Annotated in this window: 15 protein-coding genes; 11 read left to right on the top strand and 4 right to left on the bottom strand. The window is 56.5% G+C overall.

Annotated features, from left to right (window positions below):
• Positions 1 to 34: 34 nt before the first annotated feature.
• Positions 35 to 367 (bottom strand): peptidase inhibitor family I36 protein, encoded by a 333-nt coding sequence (locus Q4P78_RS04510; RefSeq protein WP_303339161.1) that lies wholly within the window; start codon positions 365 to 367, stop codon positions 35 to 37.
• Positions 368 to 883: 516 nt separating this feature from the next.
• On the opposite strand from Q4P78_RS04510, the gene Q4P78_RS04505 reads away from it, so the two are divergent.
• On the top strand, positions 884 to 2872 hold the full coding sequence (locus Q4P78_RS04505; protein ID WP_303339160.1) for a M13 family metallopeptidase: 1989 nt from the start codon (positions 884 to 886) through the stop codon (positions 2870 to 2872).
• A gap of 306 nt (positions 2873 to 3178) precedes the next feature.
• On the opposite strand, the gene Q4P78_RS04500 is transcribed toward Q4P78_RS04505, so the two are convergent.
• On the bottom strand, positions 3179 to 5872 hold the full coding sequence (locus Q4P78_RS04500) for a choice-of-anchor M domain-containing protein (protein WP_303339159.1): 2694 nt from the start codon (positions 5870 to 5872) through the stop codon (positions 3179 to 3181).
• Positions 5873 to 6028: 156 nt separating this feature from the next.
• On the opposite strand from Q4P78_RS04500, the gene Q4P78_RS04495 reads away from it, so the two are divergent.
• The 6 genes from Q4P78_RS04495 to Q4P78_RS04470 all read left to right on the top strand — a co-directional run bounded on the left by Q4P78_RS04495 (position 6029) and on the right by Q4P78_RS04470 (position 13806).
• Positions 6029 to 8119, top strand: coding sequence for a TIGR03773 family transporter-associated surface protein (locus Q4P78_RS04495; RefSeq protein ID WP_303339157.1), 2091 nt, complete (start codon positions 6029 to 6031; stop codon positions 8117 to 8119).
• On the top strand, positions 8119 to 9789 hold the full coding sequence (locus Q4P78_RS04490; RefSeq protein WP_303339156.1) for an anchored repeat ABC transporter, substrate-binding protein: 1671 nt from the start codon (positions 8119 to 8121) through the stop codon (positions 9787 to 9789). The genes Q4P78_RS04495 and Q4P78_RS04490 overlap by 1 nt, the downstream gene beginning before the upstream one ends.
• A 39-nt stretch (positions 9790 to 9828) precedes the next feature.
• Positions 9829 to 10914, top strand: a complete 1086-nt coding sequence (locus Q4P78_RS04485) for a choice-of-anchor M domain-containing protein (protein ID WP_303339155.1) — start codon at positions 9829 to 9831, stop codon at positions 10912 to 10914.
• Entirely contained in the window at positions 10914 to 11633 is a 720-nt protein-coding gene (locus Q4P78_RS04480) for a metal ABC transporter ATP-binding protein (RefSeq protein ID WP_303339154.1), read from the top strand. Before Q4P78_RS04485 ends, Q4P78_RS04480 begins: the two co-directional genes overlap by 1 nt.
• A complete protein-coding gene (locus Q4P78_RS04475) occupies positions 11630 to 12481 on the top strand; it encodes an anchored repeat-type ABC transporter permease subunit (RefSeq protein WP_303339153.1) in 852 nt (283 codons plus the stop codon). The genes Q4P78_RS04480 and Q4P78_RS04475 overlap by 4 nt, the downstream gene beginning before the upstream one ends.
• Before the next feature lie 275 nt (positions 12482 to 12756).
• Positions 12757 to 13806, top strand: a complete 1050-nt coding sequence (locus Q4P78_RS04470) for a zinc-dependent alcohol dehydrogenase family protein (RefSeq protein WP_303339152.1) — start codon at positions 12757 to 12759, stop codon at positions 13804 to 13806.
• 135 nt (positions 13807 to 13941) lie between these two features.
• Here Q4P78_RS04470 and Q4P78_RS04465 read toward each other — a convergent pair whose 3' ends face one another.
• Positions 13942 to 15492 (bottom strand): MFS transporter, encoded by a 1551-nt coding sequence (locus Q4P78_RS04465; protein ID WP_303339151.1) that lies wholly within the window; start codon positions 15490 to 15492, stop codon positions 13942 to 13944.
• Positions 15493 to 15668: 176 nt separating this feature from the next.
• Between Q4P78_RS04465 and Q4P78_RS04460 the strand changes: the two genes are divergently transcribed.
• Positions 15669 to 15989 carry a putative quinol monooxygenase gene (locus Q4P78_RS04460; protein ID WP_303339150.1) on the top strand — a complete coding sequence of 107 codons (321 nt, stop codon included), beginning with the start codon at positions 15669 to 15671 and terminating at the stop codon, positions 15987 to 15989.
• A gap of 153 nt (positions 15990 to 16142) precedes the next feature.
• Entirely contained in the window at positions 16143 to 16955 is an 813-nt protein-coding gene (locus tag Q4P78_RS04455; protein ID WP_303339149.1) for an NUDIX domain-containing protein, read from the top strand.
• A 207-nt stretch (positions 16956 to 17162) separates the two neighbouring features.
• On the opposite strand, the gene Q4P78_RS04450 is transcribed toward Q4P78_RS04455, so the two are convergent.
• Positions 17163 to 17792: a superoxide dismutase gene (locus tag Q4P78_RS04450; protein WP_303339147.1), complete on the bottom strand. Its 630-nt coding sequence runs from the start codon at positions 17790 to 17792 to the stop codon at positions 17163 to 17165.
• 1475 nt (positions 17793 to 19267) lie between these two features.
• On the opposite strand from Q4P78_RS04450, the gene Q4P78_RS04445 reads away from it, so the two are divergent.
• Positions 19268 to 19837: a MarR family winged helix-turn-helix transcriptional regulator gene (locus Q4P78_RS04445; RefSeq protein WP_303339294.1), complete on the top strand. Its 570-nt coding sequence runs from the start codon at positions 19268 to 19270 to the stop codon at positions 19835 to 19837.
• 269 nt (positions 19838 to 20106) lie between these two features.
• Positions 20107 to 20631 carry a ferritin gene (locus Q4P78_RS04440; protein ID WP_303339146.1) on the top strand — a complete coding sequence of 175 codons (525 nt, stop codon included), beginning with the start codon at positions 20107 to 20109 and terminating at the stop codon, positions 20629 to 20631.
• Positions 20632 to 20725: the final 94 nt, after the last annotated feature.

Genomic DNA, 20725 nt, shown 5'->3' with positions numbered 1-20725 from the left:
TCCCACCAAATCTTATAGTACTTATATCAGTACCCTAGAAGATAATCCTGAACGAACTAACACGATCATTCCAGTTCTCCCACCACCGCAAATCATCATTTACAGCACCCAGATCATTGAAGCTCTCACGACTGGTCATATGGCGACCCTGACAATTGCCATCCTCCCAATATTCAACATGAGCACCATCCTGATTACGCACCGAGGAGACATTGTCATTCATCCACCCGGGAATATTGTAATCACCAGTCCACCTGTAGGAAAACGCACGGCTATGCCATTCGTAGTTAACGTTCAAGAAGGTCTGCACTTCCGCATTGGCGCTCGGCACGCCCATCAATCCTGCAGAGCACATAACAGAAAACATCAGAACCAACATGCGCAAAGTCTTCATTAAAATCATCCCCTTCTGGGATCACATGGCAGTCTGTCCTACAGAGGCACCGCTGCCTTCACCTTATCGTGGCGCCTTCCAATATTTGAAAGATTACCACAGAGACCCTTATAGACTCACTGTGCATTACATCTGTAGGTAATACATCTACTAGAGCCTCCTTGAATATTTTTAAGTATACACTCATGCCTCGAAAATTTCAGATATTTTACACTTATCTACTGTAATGTTCAATATGCATTTATTGACATATATTATGGATATTTTTAAGACTCGAATTAATTACACTATAGCAATTTAAAACACAATGTACCACCACCCAATAGACACCCGTGGGTGTTCGGTAGAGCTCTATCCGACCGCTTCCTTCTAAAAAGCTTGTACCCAGCGAAGTGCCTCACGAAGTATAAGCCTCCGAACCCTTAAGTATTAAGCGAACACAGGGCTCAAAGCCGCCCGCCGCGGCGCGAAGCGTTCTAGAATTGAGTCATGAGTACTCTTAAATCAGGCATCGTCACCGAATGGGTTGACGAGACCGTCAAGCCCGGCGATGACTTCTTCCGCCATGTCAACGGCCGCTGGCTCGACACCTACGAAATCCCCGCAGACCGCTCCAAAGACGGCGGCCTCTACACCCTGCGCGACGACGCAGAAAAGCACGTGCGTGAAATTATCGAACGCATCGCCGTAGAAGACCCCAGCAGCCGCATCGGCGCGCTCTACTCCTCCTTCATGAACACCGAAAAGATCGAGGAAGACCGCCTGGCACCGCTGGATAAAGAAGTAGCGCCGATCCTCGCCGCACCCACCCCCACCGCGCTGGCACTCACCCTGGCGCTCATGTCCCGCTCCGGCATTGCGCAGCTGATTGGCTGGTACACCAGCATTGACGCCAAGAATCCGGAGAACTACACTTTCTTCATCTCCCAGTCCGGTCTGGGTCTGCCCGATGAGGCATACTACCGCGAAGAAAAGTACGAGCAGATCTGCCAGGCATACATTGAATTCGTTGCCAAGATGTTCGCAGCCACCGGCTACGCCGAGCCCTTCGGTCTGAGCCCGGAAGAAGCAGCTCAGATTATCTTCGCCCACGAATCCGAAATCGCCTCCGCTCACTGGGATGTTGTGCGCAACCGCGACGCAGAAGCCAAGTACAACCCCTATACCCCGGCAGAACTGGAAGAAAAGTTCCCCGGATTCCCCTACGAACTCTGGCTCGCGTCCCTGGGTACCGACCCCGAAAAGCTGGGCAAGATTATTGTCTCCCAGCCCTCCTTCTTCGAGGCAGTGGGCACAATGTGGACCAACACCCCGCTGATGACCTGGAAGCTCTGGGCACTGTGGTGCGCCCTGCGCTCCCGCGCACCCTTCCTGCACGAGGAAATCTCCAGCCTGAACTTCGAGTTCTACGGCAAGACCCTCTCCGGCACCCAGGAGCAGCGCGAGCGCTGGAAGCGCGGTGTTGCAGCGGTAGAAAACGCCCTGGATCAGGAACTCGGCAAGGAATACGTTGCCGTGCATTTCCCGCCCTCCGACAAGGAGAAGATGCTCAAGCTGGTCAACCACCTGCTGCAGGCATACCGCAACTCTATCCAGACCCTGGATTGGATGACCGAAGAAACCCGCACCAAGGCACTGGAGAAGCTCTCCAAGTTCGTCACCAAGATCGGCTACCCCGATCAGTGGCGTGACTACTCCGGTCTAAGCCTGGATCCCAATGATCTCTTTGAGAATCTGCGCCGCACCGCAGCATTCGATAGCGATTTCATGATTGAGCGCAATGGCAAGCCGGTGGATAAGACCGAATGGCTCATGTCCCCGCAGACCGTCAACGCCTACTACATGCCCCCGGCGAATGAGATCGTGTTCCCCGCGGCTATTTTGCGCCCGCCCTTCTTCGACCCCGAAGCTGATGATGCGGCAAACTACGGCGGTATTGGCATGGTGATCGGTCACGAAATCGGTCACGGTTTCGACGATAAGGGCTCGCTCTACGATGGCGACGGTGCACTGAATAATTGGTGGACTGAGGAAGACCACGAAGAGTTCACCAAGCGCACCCAGAAGCTGGTGGAGCAGTACAATTCCTACACCCCGGCACAGCTGGATCCTGAGAAGTTCCATGTGAATGGTGAGCTAACTCTGGGCGAGAATATTGGTGACCTTTCGGGTCTGTCCATTGCCCTGGCAGCCTATGAGCTGGCGCTGGCGGAGGAGGGTCTGACCTTGGAAACCGCGCCGGTGCTGGATGGCAAGACCGCTCTGCAGCGTTTCTTCTGGTCTACCGCTCAGGGTTGGCGTACCAAGTCCCGCCCGCAGCACGAGGAGCTGATGATTTCGGTGGATCCGCACTCCCCCGATGAGTTCCGCGTGAACGGTATTGTGCGTAATATTGATGCCTTCTACGATGCGTTTGAGGTTGCCGAGGGCGATAAGCTCTACCTGGCTCCCGAAGATCGCGTGCGTATTTGGCAGTAGTCTCTGCGCTGAGCCAGCGCCGCACGTGCGCTAGGCTTATGCGCTGAAACTGAAGAACCCCCGACACGGTATCGTGTCGGGGGTTCTTGCTACGTATTCTATAGGAAGTCGCAGCGCGGAAGTCTTTACTGAAGTTGAGTGTTTCAGGTTATCGGTGGTAGTTAACTCAGATTATACCGACAGCCTGTCACCATCTCATAGTATCGGGATTATTATATACATCACCGATATTTCAGCATGTCAACGGCAAAATTTTTAGCCTTTCTGAATAATCCGCGCCGCCCGGGCGTGTCTCTTCCCGTGAATTTAGAGGCTGCGACCCCTGCGGCGATAGATCACCAGGGCGCTACCGATAGCCAGAATCACGGTTCCGGCGGCAACCGTTCCCAGGGGCGAGAAGCCCGTGGCGGCAAGGGCGCCGGATTGAGCCTTTGTCGCCCCGGAGGACCCGGTACCGGAAGAACCCTGAGATGATACTCCCGAATGTGTGCCCGTATCGCTCTTTTGAGCTGGCTTATTCGCTACTGCGGCACTATCTGAGGAACTAGAGGCAGGCTCGCTCTGCTTCGCACCGGGCGCGGAAGCACCGGCAGCAAGGGAGCTATCGCCCACTCGGCGCACACCCGGCAGGGCAGCCGAGGACGAATCGGACGGTGAAGCAGAAGTATCGCATGCCTTCTGACGGGCAGCAAGCGCATCGGCACCCACGGCAAAACGCAGGCTCTTCTGCTCAGTGCGCACCTCGGTACCGTTGACAAGAGTTGCGGTGTAGTACACGCGCAGCTCATAGTCGCCCGGTTCGGTAAAGACCCAATTCGCGTGGGCGTGGGTGGCGTAGTCGGCGTCAATCACGCTCTTGGATTGGGTGGAATCCAGCAGCATACTCACCCCGGTCAGCGACTGACTAAAGAGGCCAAAACGCGCACCGGCAGGCATGGAAACCGGCTCCACGTGCAGCTTCACGCCGCCGCGCAGCTGAGAGTAATCGATCAGCTCGGTACTATATCCGGGCCAGGGCAGACCGTTCGCCTGGGTTTGGGGAAGCCCATAGAAAGCGGTACCCACCGGGCCGATAAAGTCCAGTTCGGGTTCAGCCATGCGGGAGGTGCGGGTGCGACGGGCGCGCTCATCCACGCCAAGAATCACCGAGTCTACCGGGCGTACCGTGGAGTGCGGGTCAATGATTCCGCTATCGTCTTTGAGCCCAATACTCAGCTGGTTATTCTCCAGTTTTGCTTGCAGGTCAAAGTGACCGTGGGTGAGTACCGGGGGCGCTTCGCAGCGTGCCGGGGTGGGTGCCGGTGAAGTGGGCACAGGGGACGTGGCGGAGGCACTGGGTACCGGGTTTACGGGCGCCGAAGAATCACCGGGTGCCGGGGTACTGGGTACAGGTTCACTAGGCACGGGCTGGCTGGGGCTGGGCGTTGCGCTGGCGAGCGCATCCACCTTCAGCGCGCCGCTCACCCTATAGTCCATACCGGCGGCATATTCGGGCGCAACCACCAGGGACGAAGCGGATGCCTTCATCTCAGGGTGGGGTAGCACCTTGACCTCCAGGCGCAACTTCTGCAGCCAATCGTCATCCTCAAAGGAAAAACTCGCCTCACCATTGACCACGGTGCTTTCTAGTTCCAGGGAGGGGTAGGTCTGCTCATCCTTTTCATAGAATCCGCCGCGAATAAAGCCCCTGAAATTCGGGTCGGCAAAGCGAATGGTTACGCGACGTACCTTCTCTTCGCCGCTATATCCGGGCTCTTCACTCACCTGTACACTGTAGTCGGCGCTACTGAGGGTGTATTCGCCGGTGGGCAGGGCTGTATTGGCGGGCTCCAGGATCTTTTCGGGCCATGAGCCATTACCCTCGGCGCTGGAGACGCTGGCACCGATACCCGGTTCAAAGCTTAGGGGGTTGGAGATCCAGCGTGCAGCCTCACTATCGGAGGAAGCACCGCTTTCGGGGGTAAAGACGGCGGTAATGACCGAGTGTTCGCTCCCCATGAGCTCTTCCCAGTGGGCGTTACCGTTGTTCACCGGCAGATCGGTCAAAAAGTAGCCGTTATTGAACAGGGTCAGGGTGCCGCGCAGCTCGGTATTGGCTGCGCGGAAATCAATATCGCTCAGGTGCTCGTCCCCGGCATTCTCGCGCCCGGCGTGGGGTGCAATGCTCAGGGTGTATCCGGCGGCGTCCAGATTGCCCACGGGTGCGGCGTTATAGCGGTCCTGGGTGGGCACTGCATTGGGTGTTCCTTCGCCACTGATGGGGGAGGCGCCTCCCACCTGCCAGGAGAGCTGCTGGGGTTCGGATTGAATCAGGGTGCCGTCCTGGGCGCGGGCTATAGCGCGGTAGGTCACCACGTACCTGCCGGGGCGGGAGAAGGTGGTGATATTGTGCGTGTGCGCGCCCTGGGTCAGCAGCCAGGAGTGCAGCCCAATATCGGTGCTGGAGAGCATGCGGTGGGTTGCCAGGGGGTCGATTTCGCTGCTGTGGCGGAAGAGTTCCATGCGCCCCGGACCCTCTACGGAGAGGATATCGGTGACGAATACACCGTCGCGGAAGAGCTCCACGGGGATATTACTATCGGCGCCCAGTCCCGCCCAGATGGGGTCGTGGTTGCCGCGGGTCAAACCCGGTGCCATATAGAGCGTGGCGTTGGAGCCAAGGAATGCCAGGGAGGGTTTGCCGGCGGGTTGGAAGATGTACTGGGGGCTACCGTCGCGGCCGTCCCAGCCTTTACCTACCCAGTTGACGGTGGTGTTCAGGTCGAATTCTTGCACCCCGGTTTTATAGGGGTTGGCTTCGTTTTTGAGGGTGAAGGTGCCGTTGGACCAGTAGACTTTGGGGGCGTCGACGTGCCCCTTGGAGGTGACGATGCGCCCGTCGTCGGGGCCCGCGGTGGCGGGGAAGATGGGTGCCAGGCCGCCCGCTGCGAGCAGGCTCAGAGCTGCGAGGGCGCTCAGGGTTCCGCTGACCCGTCGTTGGGTGCGTGTAGGCGTGTGCATGATTACCTTTCTCTTCGGAGTTATCCTCAGCTTAGCATTAAATGCGAATAATTGTCATTAGCGCGTATTGAGAGTATAGTGATTCTCAAGAACACCTTTGATTTGCGTGTCACCGCACGCAGTACCGCACACGTACACAGTGAAAAGGAGATCCCATTGCAACGAAGCACCCGCAGCCTCAACGCCCTGAGCCTAAGCGCCCTGCTCACTCTGGCACCCATTGCCGCCCTGCCCGCACAGGCTCAGGAGAGCGCACCCGCGCCTTCGGCAAGTAGCAGTGCAGAAGCCAAAGACGCCAACGGTCACCTGATTATGAACGGCCGCTATATTGTCGCCGGAGTACATACCGAAATCGTCAACGCGCTCTGGGACTCTCAGAGTAAGAGCCTAGGCCTGAACTCGGTAGCGGATATTGACCGTGGCAGCGCGGCATTTTCGCCTGCCTCCACTGTTTTTCAACTGCCCGATGTTGAATCGGCGCGCTCGAAGGTGACCAAGCGCTACGACTTTATTGCCCCCGAGGGCACCGATATTTTCTATATTCCGGGCACGCGCGCCGAGGGACTACTATTCCCCGGCTTTGGTGCCGAGGATATTCAGCGCGGCATTTTTAAAGACGATGCCCTAAGCCTTGAGCTCATCTCATCAACCGTGCCCGAGGGTGGCCGCGCCGAGATCTTTAGCGAAACTCTGGGAGAGCAGCCGCGTCTTTTTTCCACCGCGGATTCTCTGAGTCCGTTCACCATGTACGCCGGCGGTCACTACCACGCTTCTTGGGCTTTTACCCGTGCGGGCACCTATGAGCTGAGTTTCCGCCTGAGCGCGCAGCTGCTCGACGGTACCCCGGTGTCTACCGTGCAGACCTACACCCTGGTAGTGGGCGATGTACCCGAAGGTATTTTTGAGCATATGGAGCAGCGCGCCGCCGACGCCCAAAGGCGAGAACAGAGCGCTTCCCCCTCTGTTTCCGCCGCCACCAGCGAAAGCCCCAGCGCCGCAGATACTCACACTACGAGCGCTTCCCCGAGTGACTCGAGTACTTCCGAAAGTCCCTCCCACACTCAGAGCTCCACCCTGCCGGGTGTTCGCGCGGTGGCTGCACCCGCAGAACAGAAGGGCGCCCATTCTCAGCCCGCGGGGCAGAATACTCCCGTCAAGACTGATCAGCAGAAGCCTTCGGTGCGCGGCGCCAATAGTGCGCAGGTGCCCGCAGCACCTCGCGCGCAGGCAGGTGCACATCAGCAGGCTCCCGAGAAGTGCTACCCGGTTGAGGTGCCCGTCGAAAAGGCTCAGGCGCGCGCCGATGCCCTGCCCGCGCAGGTGAGCGTGGTTCCGGTTGCTCATCGTGGCGAGGCGGTTCACGAGGGTCATTTTGATGTGGGTCCGGTCTTTTCCGGCTCTTCTGCGCGCACGGCGGTGAAGGATGATCGTTCTTCCCCGGCGCGTTTTGTGGCGCCCGAAAGCCTGGATTTTGTGCTGGGCGATGCCGCTAAACTTGCTCTGCCCTCGGGTTTTGAGGATATTGCCCCGGCCGGTACTAGCGTGCATATGATTGGAGCCACTCAACAGCCGAATGTTCCCTGGCTGGGCTGGAACACCCAGGACTCCCAGCTCATCTCCCAAGCCTCCGGGCCGATCACCATGAGCCTGAGCGATTTTAGCGGCCCGGGCTCCATGTCTGTTTTCCTCTCCGGCAACTTCGGATCCGCCGGTGAAAAGGTCTTTGATTCTACCTCGCGCGGCTCCTTTGACATTCCCCTCAATACCCACCAGCACAGCAATTGGGTATTCACCGCCGAGGGCGAATATACCGTACAGCTGACCTTCACCATTCCCCTCAAGTCCGGGGAAACGGTGAGCACCTCCGGCACCCTGCACTTTAGTGTGGGTGATACCAGCACAGCAGCTCAGCAGGATAACACCGCCCGGGATTCCGGCACACCCAAGCAGTCCAAGGGCTCCGAAGCACAGGGCTCAGAGTCCAAGCCCGGCAGCGTGGATGAAGCTACCGGAATTGTGACCAAGCCCGATGGTAGCCGCGTGCGTATTGTGGGTAAGACTGCCTCCGGTGCGGATTGTTCCCTGACCAATCAGGAGCTTACTCAGGCGCAGAAGGCGTCCGCCGAGGGTAAGCTGGCGTCCACCGGTGCGAGTATTGACCCGCTGATGGTGCTCGGTTCTTTGGCTGCGCTAATTGTGGGCGCGGGGCTACTGCGCTCCCTATATCGTTCGCGTAAGGAAAGCTAATGGGCTCATCTCGGCGCTTAGCACTCAATACGTGGAGTGCTCCAACCCGCCGTCAGGCTTTGCGCTGGGCGGCGGGTGCCGGGTTGTGCTCTCTTACCCCCGCGCTTAGCTCCTGCGCGCCCGTATCTGGCGCCGATAGGGGGCTGTCGGTGGTGGCTTCCACCCCGATTATTGCCGATTGGGTGCGTCAGGTGGTGGGCGATAGTGCGCAGGTGATTTCCCTGGTTCCTTCGGGTGCCGACCCGCATTCCTATGAACCTTCCCTGCGGGATATTCGCTCCGTGGTGTATTCATCGGCGGCTTTTACTAATGGCATGCTGCTGGAGCAGCGCAAGCTGCTATCAATGATGTCGAATAATCTGCCTCAGGGTGCTCCTCTGATTCCTCTTGCCGAGCGAGTGGAGTCTTTTGGTGGTAGGCTGCTACCCATGGTGGAGGATGCTTCCCTGGATTCCCTATGGTTGGGCCTACGGGTTGAGGGTGGTAGTGAGGGTATGCTTTTTGGCTTTTCCTCGGTGCGCGGGCCCTCTCAGCTGACGGCTTTTATTACCCAGACCTTTGGCGCCGTGGAGCTACTGGGGGACTCCCACGCTCGCGGGGTGAATGTCTCGAGTACTGGGGAAGAGCAGCTGCGCACTCAGCCCGAGCAGCCGGAACATTCTCTGGATCTTCCGGCGGCGGCGCATACTCATCTGTCCTGGAGTTTTGGTGCTGCGGGTGTGTATGAGTTGCGCCTGTGGGCGCGCGGCGAAGGTAGGAATTTGAGCACTGTTTTATATTGGGCGGTGGGTATTCCCGCCTCACGTGCGGTGCAGATAATTGCCTCTCGCAGATCCGTGCCTACCGAGCGTTTTAGGGTGCTTTCGGCAGGTCACGCAGATCTGACGGCAATCCCCGGTGAGAATCGTATTGCCTTGCGGGTGGATGCTCCTGATGATTCCCATTCTTCCGTTCCCTCGGTCGGGAATAGCACCGTGCAGTGGTGGGATCCGGAATTCACCGTGTGCGAGGTTCCTTCGCGTACCCTGCAGGATATTCCTGCCGGTGCATCATACCGCTTTTTGCGCCCCTCGGCGCAGGATTCTCGGGGACAGGTGTACCTACTGGCTCAAGCGGTTCTGGGTAAGCATGTACACGGTGAGATTGACCCGCATTTTTGGCATAGTGTGCCCAATGCGCGGGCAGCTATAGCGTGCATTGCTCAGCATATGGGGCAGGTGGATCCTCCGCGTGCTTCTCTCTACGCTCAGCGTGCCGTACAGGCCGATGAACGCTATCGGGCGTTGGATGAGTACCTGCACACCGGTTTTGATCGACTCCCGGATTCTGGGCGCCAGCTGGTGACCACTCATGATGGATACCGCTATTTGGCGCAGAATTACGGGCTAAAAATTGCTGGTTTTGTGACCGCTGTATCGGGCGCGGAGCCCAGTGTTGCGGCTCGTCAGCGCCTGCAGAAAACCATCCAAGATTTATCATTACCAGCTATATACATAGAAAAGAATATTCGTCAGCGTTCCCCGGTACTGGGTCAAATAGCCGCAGATATTGGGGTTCCTCTCATTCCCCTCTACTCCGACTCCCTGGATGAATCAGCGCCCAGCTATGAACAGATGATGCGCGCCAATATGCACGCCATTCTGGCAGCCTCGAATATACACCTGGACTAGTCGCTCGCGGCCGCCGCAGCGCAGACTATTGAAAGGATAATGATGACTTCCCACAGCTCCATTTTTAGTTCCCGCCCGACATTCACTCGCCCCCTGGTCTGCGCCCTAGCCCTCAGCCTTGCGGGGGCACCGGCAGCCGTCTCGGCTCCCGAGCCTAGCGCACCCAGTGCCTCCGCATCCTCCAGTGCGAGCGGTGAGAATAAATCGGTACAGGATCGCGCCCTGGATCAGAGCCTGGCAGCCTCCCAGCCGGTTGCCACCGAGCCCACCGAAATTAGCGCGGGGCATGTGGATATGGGGCCGCATCTGAACAATGGTCACTTTGAGCTGATGATTCACGATGACCACGGCAGCACGCCCGTGTGGCGCTCCATGGACTCCACCCTCTACCGCGGCTCCTCGGCAGCCCTTCGTACCGTACCGGAGGATAGCCGCTACTCCTTTGTGGGCGCGCCGGCAGGCTCGCAGGTGTATGTCATTCCCCAGACGGAAGCTAAGGGTGTTATTTGGCCGGGTTGGAATGCCCAGGACCCTCAGCTTGTGCCGCAGCTCAAGCGCGGAGTAACCCTAACCTTGGAGAGTGTGCAGGGGCCGGGACAATTTAGCCTCTATGTGGAGAACGGCAATTTTTCCGCCCCGCAGCTTCTCTGGTCTTCGAGCACCAAGGACCCGCAGCCCATCTGGGTGGAGAAGAACTCCCATGTGCACGCCAATTGGGTCTTTACCCAGCCGGGCGTATATCACCTAAAGATTACAGCGAGCGCGGAGCTAAACGACGGCACGACGGTCAGCGATAGCCGCGTGCTTTCTATAGTGCTGGGCGATGAAATCAGCACCGATCAGGCTTTTAACGAAGCTCATAAGGCGCGCGCTTCTATGCTCTCCTCCGCACCCTCTGCCAGTGCCTCTTCTGCTTCCTCTGCCCATAGTGCGGCAACTCAGAATTCAACAGACCAGACTGAGAAGAGCGCCGATAACGCGCTATCGGCTCCCCTGGTCATTGGCGCATGCGCGGTGCTTGCGGTACTCGGTGCCCTGGCGGTGTATCTGCGCCGTAAAAGCGTGGGCGCACAGCGTCAGGCTGCCGCTGATTTTGCCGCGTCCAAGAACCTAGGGGATAAATAATGTCTGATCCCCTGGTGTGCGAAAAGCTGAGCGTTGGCTACGGTTCTCAGGCTATTGTGCGCAATATTGATTTTCGCCTGGAGCCGGGCGAGTTCACGGCTCTCATTGGTGCCAATGGTGCCGGTAAAACTACTTTTCTGCGAACCCTACTGGGTCTTTTGCGCCCCGTTTCGGGCAGTGTGCAGATATTGGGTGCCTCCCCTCGTTCTGCGCGCGGGCGCCTGGGCTATGTGCCTCAGAAGCATCTTTTTCATTGGGATTTTCCGTTGAGTGTGCAGGATACGGTCATGACCGGCAGGCTGCCGAGTCAAGGCTGGTTTTCTCGCGCCTCGAGGCACGATTGGCGTGCGGTCTTTGAGTCCCTGGAACGCACCGATTTGATGGAATTACGCGATCGTCCCATTGCTCAGCTCTCGGGAGGTCAGCGTCAAAGGGTGCTTCTGGCGCGCGCCCTGGCGTGTTCCCCGCGCCTACTGCTGTTGGATGAGCCTTTTACGGGCGTGGATGCACCCACGCAGAGTATGCTCACCGAGCTCTATCACCAGCTATCGGGCGAGGGGGTCAGCATTGTAATGTCCACGCACGATATGCTCGCGGCGCGCACCTCCTGCAGTCGTATTGTGGGCATCCGTTCCACCCTGGCGTTGGATGGCGCGGCGCAGGATTTTTCGGTGGAGTATTTACTCTCCTGGTTGCAGTCGAAGGAGGATCAGCTGTGATTACTCCCCTGGAGTTTCTGCAGGATCTTTTCAATCCCGCTCTGGGCTTTTTGCCGCGCGCTCTGTGCGCCCTGCTGCTCTCTTCTCTGGTGACCGGTATTGTGGGTTGCCATGTGATTATGCGCGGTATGGTTTTTATTGGGGATGCGGTGGCCCATTCGGTCTTCCCCGGCCTGGCGTTGGCTTTTGTGATGGGTGGCAATTTGCTGCTGGGTGGCTTGAGTGCTGGTGTGTTGACCGCGATTTTGGTGGCTCTGTGCAGCCAGAATCAGCGTCTGCGTGAGGATTCTGTGATTGGTATTTTCTTTGCGGGGTCTTTCGCGGCGGGTATTGTGATTATCTCTTTGGCGCCGGGGTATTCAGCGTCGGTGCAGGATTTCCTTTTTGGTTCCATTGCGGGCGTCTCGGGCGATGATGTGCTTCAGGCGGCTCTGCTGTCCCTGCTGATTATTGTCTGCCTGTGGTTTTTCCATCGGCAGTTTGTGGCGGTGAGTTTGGACCGTGAGAGTGCCCGCGCTATGGGTTTGCCGGTTTTGCTGCTGGATATTGTGCTCTATGTTCTGGTGACGGTGGCTGTGGTGATTAGTTTGCAGACTCTGGGTAATGTGTTGGTGCTGGCGCTGATTGTTATTCCGGCGTCGGCTGCGCGTATTCTCTGCTCCACTTTGGGTCGTATGCTGTGGGTTTCTCCCCTTTTTGCCTGCCTGTGTTCGGTGACGGGTCTGTATCTATCGTGGGGTTATAATCTGCCCACCGGCGGCACGATTGTGTTGGTCATGGTGGCGGCTTTTATGATGCTCTGGCTCTTCTCGGCGGTGTATTCTCGCAGTGTTTCCCGTGCTGTGTAGCCTTAGGGCTACGGTGTGCGACTATCGGGTGTTCCCTGTGTAGTGTTCCCTGTGCAAGGCACCCGATAGGCGTAGTATGACCCGCTGTATCTTCGCCGTATATATTTTTACGTTAATCCGTATTCATGGGATATACAGGTTAAAAACCTATCTATGACAGCCATAAAAGACGTTTTATGCGTTTTCTGCTTTACTGGAGTTAAGACCAGCCGGTCTTGTGCATTCGGCGGCCATAAAGCAGTGGTCGCTCTCAAAGTTGAGAAGGAGATAAACGCATGAAGGCTATGGTGTATTACGGTCCGGGTCGTAAGGAGTGGACGGATGTCCCCGACCCGCAAATTCTCGAGCCCACCGATGTGATTGCCCGCGTGGATACCACCACCATTTGCGGCACCGATTTGCACATCCTCAAGGGCGATTGCCCCGAGGTTGAGTCCGGTCGTATTCTCGGTCATGAGGCAGTGGGTACCATTACCGAGGTCGGTGCAGCGGTCACCGAGCTGAAGGTGGGCGATCGCGTAATTATTCCCGCGGTTACCAATTGCGGCAAGTGCTCCTACTGCCGCGCTTCCAAGCCCTCGCACTGCCAGACCGTGGGCGGTGTCGGTTGGATTTTCGGTTATATGATTGATGGCACCCAGGCTGAGTATGTGCGCATTCCCTACGCTGAGACTTCCCTGCACTTGGTACCCGAGGGTCTGGAGGATGATGAGGTTCTCTTCCTGACCGATGCCCTGCCCACCGGTTTTGAGATGGGTATTTTGAACGGCCAGACCAAGCCGGGTGATACCGTTGCGGTCATCGGTGCGGGCCCGGTGGGTCTGGGCGCGATTATGACTGCGAACCTCTGCGGTGCCGGTCGCGTGATTACCGTGGATATGGATGAGAACCGCATGCGCAAGGCTCTGGAGCTGGGCGCTACCGATATGGTCAATGCATCCGATCCGGATTTCATTGAGAAGATTAAGGCTCTCTCCCCCGACGGTCTGGGCGTGGATGTTGCTATTGAAGCGGTGGGTGTGCCCGCAACCTTCGATACCTGTTTGAAGATCGTGCGCCCCTACGGCCATGTGGCGAATGCCGGTGTGCACGGTAAGAGCGTGGATCTGCCCATTAATACCCTCTGGATTTCCAATGTGAATATTGCGATGGGTTTGGTCAATTGCAATACCGTGGGCAATCTGCTGAATATGGTGCGCTCGGGTCGTCTGAATGCCAAGGCAATGGCAACCCACTACTTCAGCTTTGATGAGTTTGAGAAGGCCTATGATCTCTTTAGCAATGCGGCGGAGCATCAGGCAGTCAAGGTTGTTATTTCTCGCTAGTTGGCGAGGGTTCTACCTCTTACTTCCCTGAAATAACAGGTATATAGATAGCCCAATATATAACTGAATATACATAGGTCGGGGTGTGTTGAGTACTCAACACACCCCGACCTATAAGCGCTACACCGACACTCTTTAGTGCTCAGCGGGCTTAATATATGCCGGCGCCTTACGCAGCATGCGGTAGCTAACAATAGCCATTACCACCATCAGCAGGGCACTGGCGGCAGAGCTAAAGACCACGCCGGAGTCAAAGGCATGCTGGGCGGAAGAAAGCAGAGCAGCACCCGCGTCCCCTCCCTGCTCTTGAGCCACGCGGGTAGCACCACCTAAGGTTTCAATGGCATCTTCAGCCTGTTCGTGACTAAAGACCTCGGGCACCACAATCTGAGCGCGGTACACCACGGTCAGCAGACCACCGATGAGCACGGTACCGAGCACATTACCGAACTCATACGAGGTCTCGGAAATTGCACTGGCGGCACCAGCCTTGGACGCGGGCACGCTGGAGAGAATCAGGTCATTAGAAATGGTCTGAGATGAGCCCACACCGGTACCCAAAATAATAAAGGCAAGCAGCAGACCCGCATCGCTCTGACCGATCAGCAGCACCAGCACATAGGCAATAGCGTTAAGCACCAGACCGGCAGAGACCAGGGTTGCGGGGTGGAATTTATTGGCAAGCTTGACCACGTAGAGACCGGAAATAATGGTCATGGCAAGACCGGGCACCAGGAATAGACCCGCGCGCATGGGGTCCAACCCGGAGACCAGCTGCAGGTGCTGGGAGACGAAGTAGAGGAATCCAACATCCACCACCATGGAGAAGAGGTTCGCGATCAGAGCGCCACTAAAGACGGAGTTGCTAAAGAGGCGCACATCCAGCATGGGGATTTCACGCGCCAGCTGGCGGCGTACAAAGAAGTAGCCAATGATCAGGCCGATAATAATCGCGCTGGAGGTGTACACATCCACGCCCGATTCGGAAATCTGGGTCAGGCCGAAGGTCACGCTGACCATGGAGATCATAATCAGCACAATGCTCAGCGGATCAATCGGACCGGGGTTGGGATCCTTGGACTCGGGCAGCAGGAAGGGAGCCACCGCCAGGAAGAGCACCAGAATGGGCACAGCCATCAAAAAGACCGAGCCCCAGCTGAAGTTATTGAGCAGGAATCCACCCACTATCGGACCCAGGGCAGCACCACCGGAGAACATTGCCGCCCATACGGCAATGGCGGTGCGGCGTTCTGCCGGGTCCACAAAGATATTGCGGATTAGGGATAGGGTTGCGGGCATGAGCATTGCACCGAAAATACCCAGCAGGGCGCGCGCAATCACCAGGGCGAGCGCGCTGGGTGCAAAGGCCGCCAGCACGGAGACAAGAGCAAAGCCCACGCATCCAATAATGAGCATGCGGCGGCGACCCCAGCGGTCGCTCAAACTACCCATGGGCACCAGCAGGCCGGCAAGCACCAGGGAGTAGGCGTCAATAATCCACAGCTGTTCGGAGGATGAGGGTGAGAGCGCCTGGGCGATGGCGGGTACCGCGAAGGAGAGCACGGTGTTATCCACCGAGACCAGCAGTACCGGTAGCATGAGGGTGGCAAGGGCTGCCCAGCGTTTGGTTTTTTGCCCGGGGGCGTGAATGGGTAGAGCCTGGGTTACAGGTGAAGAGTTTGTCATGTTTGTGTATTGGCGCGTCGTATGTCGCTTCTGTTGCGGGGGAGAGTGCGCTAATCCGCCCACAACGCGAGGTCGCGGGGCTTATACCAAGCCCTCGATATAGTATTCCACTATAGCAAGTGGGGCGGGCGGGCTCTAATATAGAGAAGCTAGCTATTGTATCTTCTGGAGTAACAATGATTTTTATTGTGGTGAAGTTCCCCGTTAAGCCCAAGTTTGCCGATGAGTGGATTGAGCGTACCGCGTCCTTTACCGAGGCGACCCTGGCGGAGGAGGGCAATAAGTTCTTCGAGTGGTCCCGCAGCGTGAAGGATCCGAATGAGTTTGTGCTGGTGGAGGCTTTTGAGAATAACGCCGCCGAGGCTCATGTGACCAGTAAGCATTTTGCTCAGGCGATGGAAACTATGCGTCCTATGCTGCGCGAGACCCCGCGTATTATTTCTCGCGTGATTGAGGGCGAGGGCTGGGATGCTATGGGTGAGCTGCAGATTGATTAATTTGTCATTGTGACCCTATGTTTTTGGGAAACCACGGTATTTCTTCGCTTCTGCGCAAGCTAAGGGGTACCGTGGTTTCCCTTATTAGTTTCTAGGGCGCCTAGCCCCTAAAATGGGTATGTATCATGCACATTTCAACCGGCTGGAGCTAACATGAGCACCCCGTATGACCCCACCGCCGCAGAGCACCACGATGCATCGGCTGAAGCTGATCATAGTTCGGTGTCCCTGGCGGTTTCGACCGTGATTTTGGCGCTGCGTCCGAAGGAGGACGGCGAGCCTCCCGTGCTGTGGCTGCCCCTGGTGCGCCGCCTGCGTGAACCCTATAAGGGTCAGTGGGCTCTGCCCGGCGGTCCCCTGCCTTTTAATCTTTCCCTGGAACAGGCTGCCGGTTCGACCCTGAAGCGTGCGACCGGTCTGGAGCCGGGTTATTTGGAGCAGCTGTACGCATTTGGCGATGTGTACCGCACCCCGGAGTCCCGTAATTTGCGTGCCGAGGGTGCTCAGATTCCCGCACCGGGTCCCGATCATGAGCGTGTGGTCTCGGTGGTGTACTGGGCTTCTATTCCGGCGACCGAGGTTGCTAATACTCGCGTGCATGAGAATATTCGCTGGTTCCCGGTAGATGAGCTGCCGCAGCTGGCTTTTGACCACAATGAGATTGTTGAGTACGCCCTCTACCGCCTGCGCAATAAGGTGGAGTATTCGCGTATTGCTCACTCTTTCTTGGGTGAGGAGTTCACTCTGGCGCAGCTGCGCGAGGTGTACGAGGCGATTCTGGGTCGTTCTCTGGATCCGGCGAATTTCCGCCGTCAGATCGCGGCGTCGAAGTCGATTATTGATACCGGTCGTCGTGTGGAGGGCACCCGTCACCGCCCGCCGCGCCTGTACCGCTACAATGATGCGCAGGCCTATGCGGATGCTGGCCCTCTGGGTATGTACCGCGACCCTGCCTCCAGCTTCTAAGATTTCTACAGTACAGCCCGGTGCGCACTATATATGTGTGCACCGGGCTGTGCTGTACCCACTGTGTGAGGGTGTGAAAGTGCGACTAGAGCGTGAATGAAACTGTCAAAGTTTCACACTTTCAGCCCCAAACTGTCACAGTTTGGGGACAAACTTTAAGCCCCCGATAGTGTTATCGGGGGCTTAAAGGTTAAGTATCGCTATGGATTACTCGGGGATGATCAGACCCTTGGTCTGGCTGGTTGCGCGCTCGAAGCGTGCCTGCACATCCGCCCAGTTCACGATGTTCCAGAATGCCTTGACGTACTCGCCCTTAACGTTCTGGTAGTCCAGGTAGAATGCGTGCTCCCACATATCCAGCTGCAGCAGCGGGATCAGTGCCACGGAGATATTGCCCTGCTGATCGTAGAGCTGCTCAATGATCAGGCGCTTACCCACGGTGTCCCAGGCCAGGATTGCCCAGCCGGAGCCCTGAATGGTCATAGCGACCTGGGTGAAGTGCTCGCGGAATGCGTCGAAGGAGCCGAAGAACTCGTCGATTGCTGCTGCCAGCTCACCAACGGGCTTGTCGCCGCCCTCGGGGGAGAGGTTGTTCCAGAAGATGGAGTGGTTGGTGTGACCGCCCAGGTTGAATGCCAGGTCCTTGGAGAGCTTGGAGATATTGCCGTAGGCACCGGTCTCGTGTGCTTCTTCCATGGCTGCGATGGCTGCGTTTGCACCGGCAACGTATGCTGCGTGGTGCTTATCGTGGTGCAGCTCCATAATGCGTGCCGAGATGTGCGGCTCCAGTGCTGCGTAATCGTAGGGGAGGTCGGGGAGAGTGTACTTCTCTGCCATGATAGGTGCCCTTTCACTTGATAAATGGCTTCGTTTTAAGGGTACCAGCGTTTTCGGGGTAAAGCATTGCTGCTCGGGGAGTTTTTGCGAAGGATTTTTAGGTAGTTTTTTGACCCTCGGGGTGCTGTGGATGGATGTGCACAATATACACAGAAGTTTTCCACAGATGTATATAAGGCTGTGGACTTCCTTGCCCCGCCTTGATTTTCCGGGCTTTAGAGCGGAATAATCACATGCATGTAGTTTCTCCACAGTGTGGATAAGTCCTGTGGAAAACTTACTATTATGTGGACTGGCAGCGCACCCAAGCCATTGCCGCACACCCATTAAGAGCCCATGCAGAGGAAAATGTGCCCCGCAAACCCTTCACGAAGGGCGCAATCCACGTCTTTAATCCACCTGCTGTGTATGCACTTTTCCACAGCTGTGCACTATAGCGGCTTAAAATCCCGCTTCACGGCGCTCATCGCTCCCTCGCACATGGGGTGCCCCTCCAGAACGATTCTTCTCTTTTAAGTCGAAGTTTTCTGTAATTACAAGAAATTTCACCCGCTCAGACACCAGACCATACGGTCCCCCAGCCCGAATCTGTATAGTTTTCCACATTACTCATACTTCTCCACAATGTGGATAACTCCTGTGGACAACCATCGCCTCCCACCCCGGACATACTCGGGCAGATCTCCTTGAATACACAAAAGCCCCGCGAAGCTCCAGACAGTGGGGCACCTCGCGGGGTTAGAGATTCTATGCAGTTAAAGAGTAAGGACCTGCATTCTCTAGCAGGTCCTTGGAGTGAGTATGATACTTCGCAATATAGGATAAAAAGATACGGTACGGATGCAACCCAACCACGAACTACATCCGTACCGCACAATTTGTCGGTAGAGATACGAGTTACTCGTACACCGACAACAATCACCGATAAATAGAGAGTCGAACCCATTCGGTTTGAGCTTCCGGTCTCGCCCCGCGGGCTTCCTTTCGACCCCGTATGCATACAACTATACACGAGATTGAAGCTTACGCAAACCCCAAATGGTACTTTTTCTAAAATTTTCGTAAGAATTTCGTTATATTTGGATTTATCACCCTCCACAGGTTGCAAAACCCCGGTTTTTCACGGATTTTCCCCCAAAAATTTCTAAAATTTTTTCGAAACCCACCTCGATCCACCTCCCCAGCACCCAAAATCCACCCATTTTTATGACACACATCACCTAAAATACTCGTTATAGATCTTGCGGAAATCTAACGAGAGGGGCATCAGAGCGTACCAATTTTTTCTTCGACTTTCCTGGGTGTCTATCACCAAACCATCAAGTCGAGCTTTAAAGCCCCTTAAGACATCGCCTCAGGGTTGATACACGCAGGCGCGTTAATGCCCACATTTTACTTTCCAAATAAAGCTTTTCGACCCCCTCTCTAGTAAAGTAGTGAGCTGTACACATATTGCATCCACGGAAGGCACTCTCATTTCCGCTCAACCAACCACACCCGACCCTGCGCAGCAGCAGGGCGAGGAAACCACACCCTGGCTCAACTCCGAAGAACGCGAAGCCTGGCTTTTCCTTAGCTCCATTATTTTCAACCTCACCCGTCAGCTGGAGGTTCAGCTCCAAAAAGACTCCGGTCTAAGCTTTGTTGAATATATGGTTCTGGCAATGCTCTCAGAATCTCCCACCCATTCACTGACCATGACTGAGCTGGCAACCGCCACTAATACCCTGCCGGCACGCCTATCCCGCGTGGTGACCCGCCTGGAAAAGGATGACTTGGTGCGCCGCGAGCCCAGCCCCAGCGATCGCCGCGTGAGCATCTGCTTCCTACTCAAGGCGGGTCTGCAGAAGGTTCAGCAGACAGCTCCCGGGCATGTGCGCGAGGTGCGCCGTCAGATTTTCGACCACCTTACCCCAGAGCAGGTGCATTCTCTGCAGGAAATTGGTACCAGCGTGCTGGGTGATACTCCTTCCCAGGTTATTTCCATTGATAGCTTGATGCGCGGGACTTACGGTGATACCAAACGGGAGCATGCCGATTCATAAGAGCGAGCGCGAATCCTAGGATTGGGAACACCGCATAGAACAGTGAATATAGTTGTGGGCACCCAAACTAAGCTTTGGGTGCCCTCTCTTTAGCTCTAGGACAGCCCAAGGCAAAGCTTGGGCGCAACCTAAGCGGTGTTCAAGATTAGCCTTTTCTGTCTATACAAGCCGATTTTCACCCTTTAGGATAGATAACAGAACGCGACACGAGCGTGTCCCGTATAAAACTACACGCGGTGCCTACACCGCCTAACCAAGGAGAAATCCTCATGACTAAGACTTTCTACGAACTGCTGACCGAACAGATCGGCCACGAATTCACCGCATCCCACCAGTACCTGGCAATGGCTATCTGGCTGGACTCCGAGGACCTGCCCCAGCTGGCACGTCACTTCTACCGCCAGGCAATGGAAGAGCGCGGCCACGCACTGATGATGGTTCAGTACCAGCTCGACCGCGGCCACAAGGTTCAGATCCCCGCAATCGGCGCTGTGAAGAACGACTTCCAGGACGTTCAGGAAATCGTTGACATGTCCCTGGCACAGGAGAAGCTGGTGACCAGCCAGATCGAGGCTATCTTCGCAGCTGCACGCAGCGAGTCTTACCCCCTGGGTGAGCAGTTCATGCTGTGGTTCCTCAAGGAGCAGGTTGAGGAAGTTGCTTCCATGGAGACCCTGGTTACCATCGTTAAGCGCGCTAATGGCAACCTCTTCGACATCGAGAACTACGTTGCTCGCGAGCTGGATGAGAACCACGGTAGCGATGATTCCGCTCCCGCAGCTGCAGGTGAGTAATTCTTATAGTCTCTAAGACTGCACAGATATGGGCGGTCGGTGCTTTAGGTACCGACCGCCCATATTTTTATGCCTCGATCCTCCGACTCAGATG

Source organism: Rothia sp. (in: high G+C Gram-positive bacteria), assembly GCF_030540545.1.
GTDB lineage: Bacteria > Actinomycetota > Actinomycetes > Actinomycetales > Micrococcaceae > Rothia.
The sequence above is the reverse complement of the archived record's forward strand: the minus strand, read 5'-3'. Positions and strand labels throughout refer to the sequence as shown.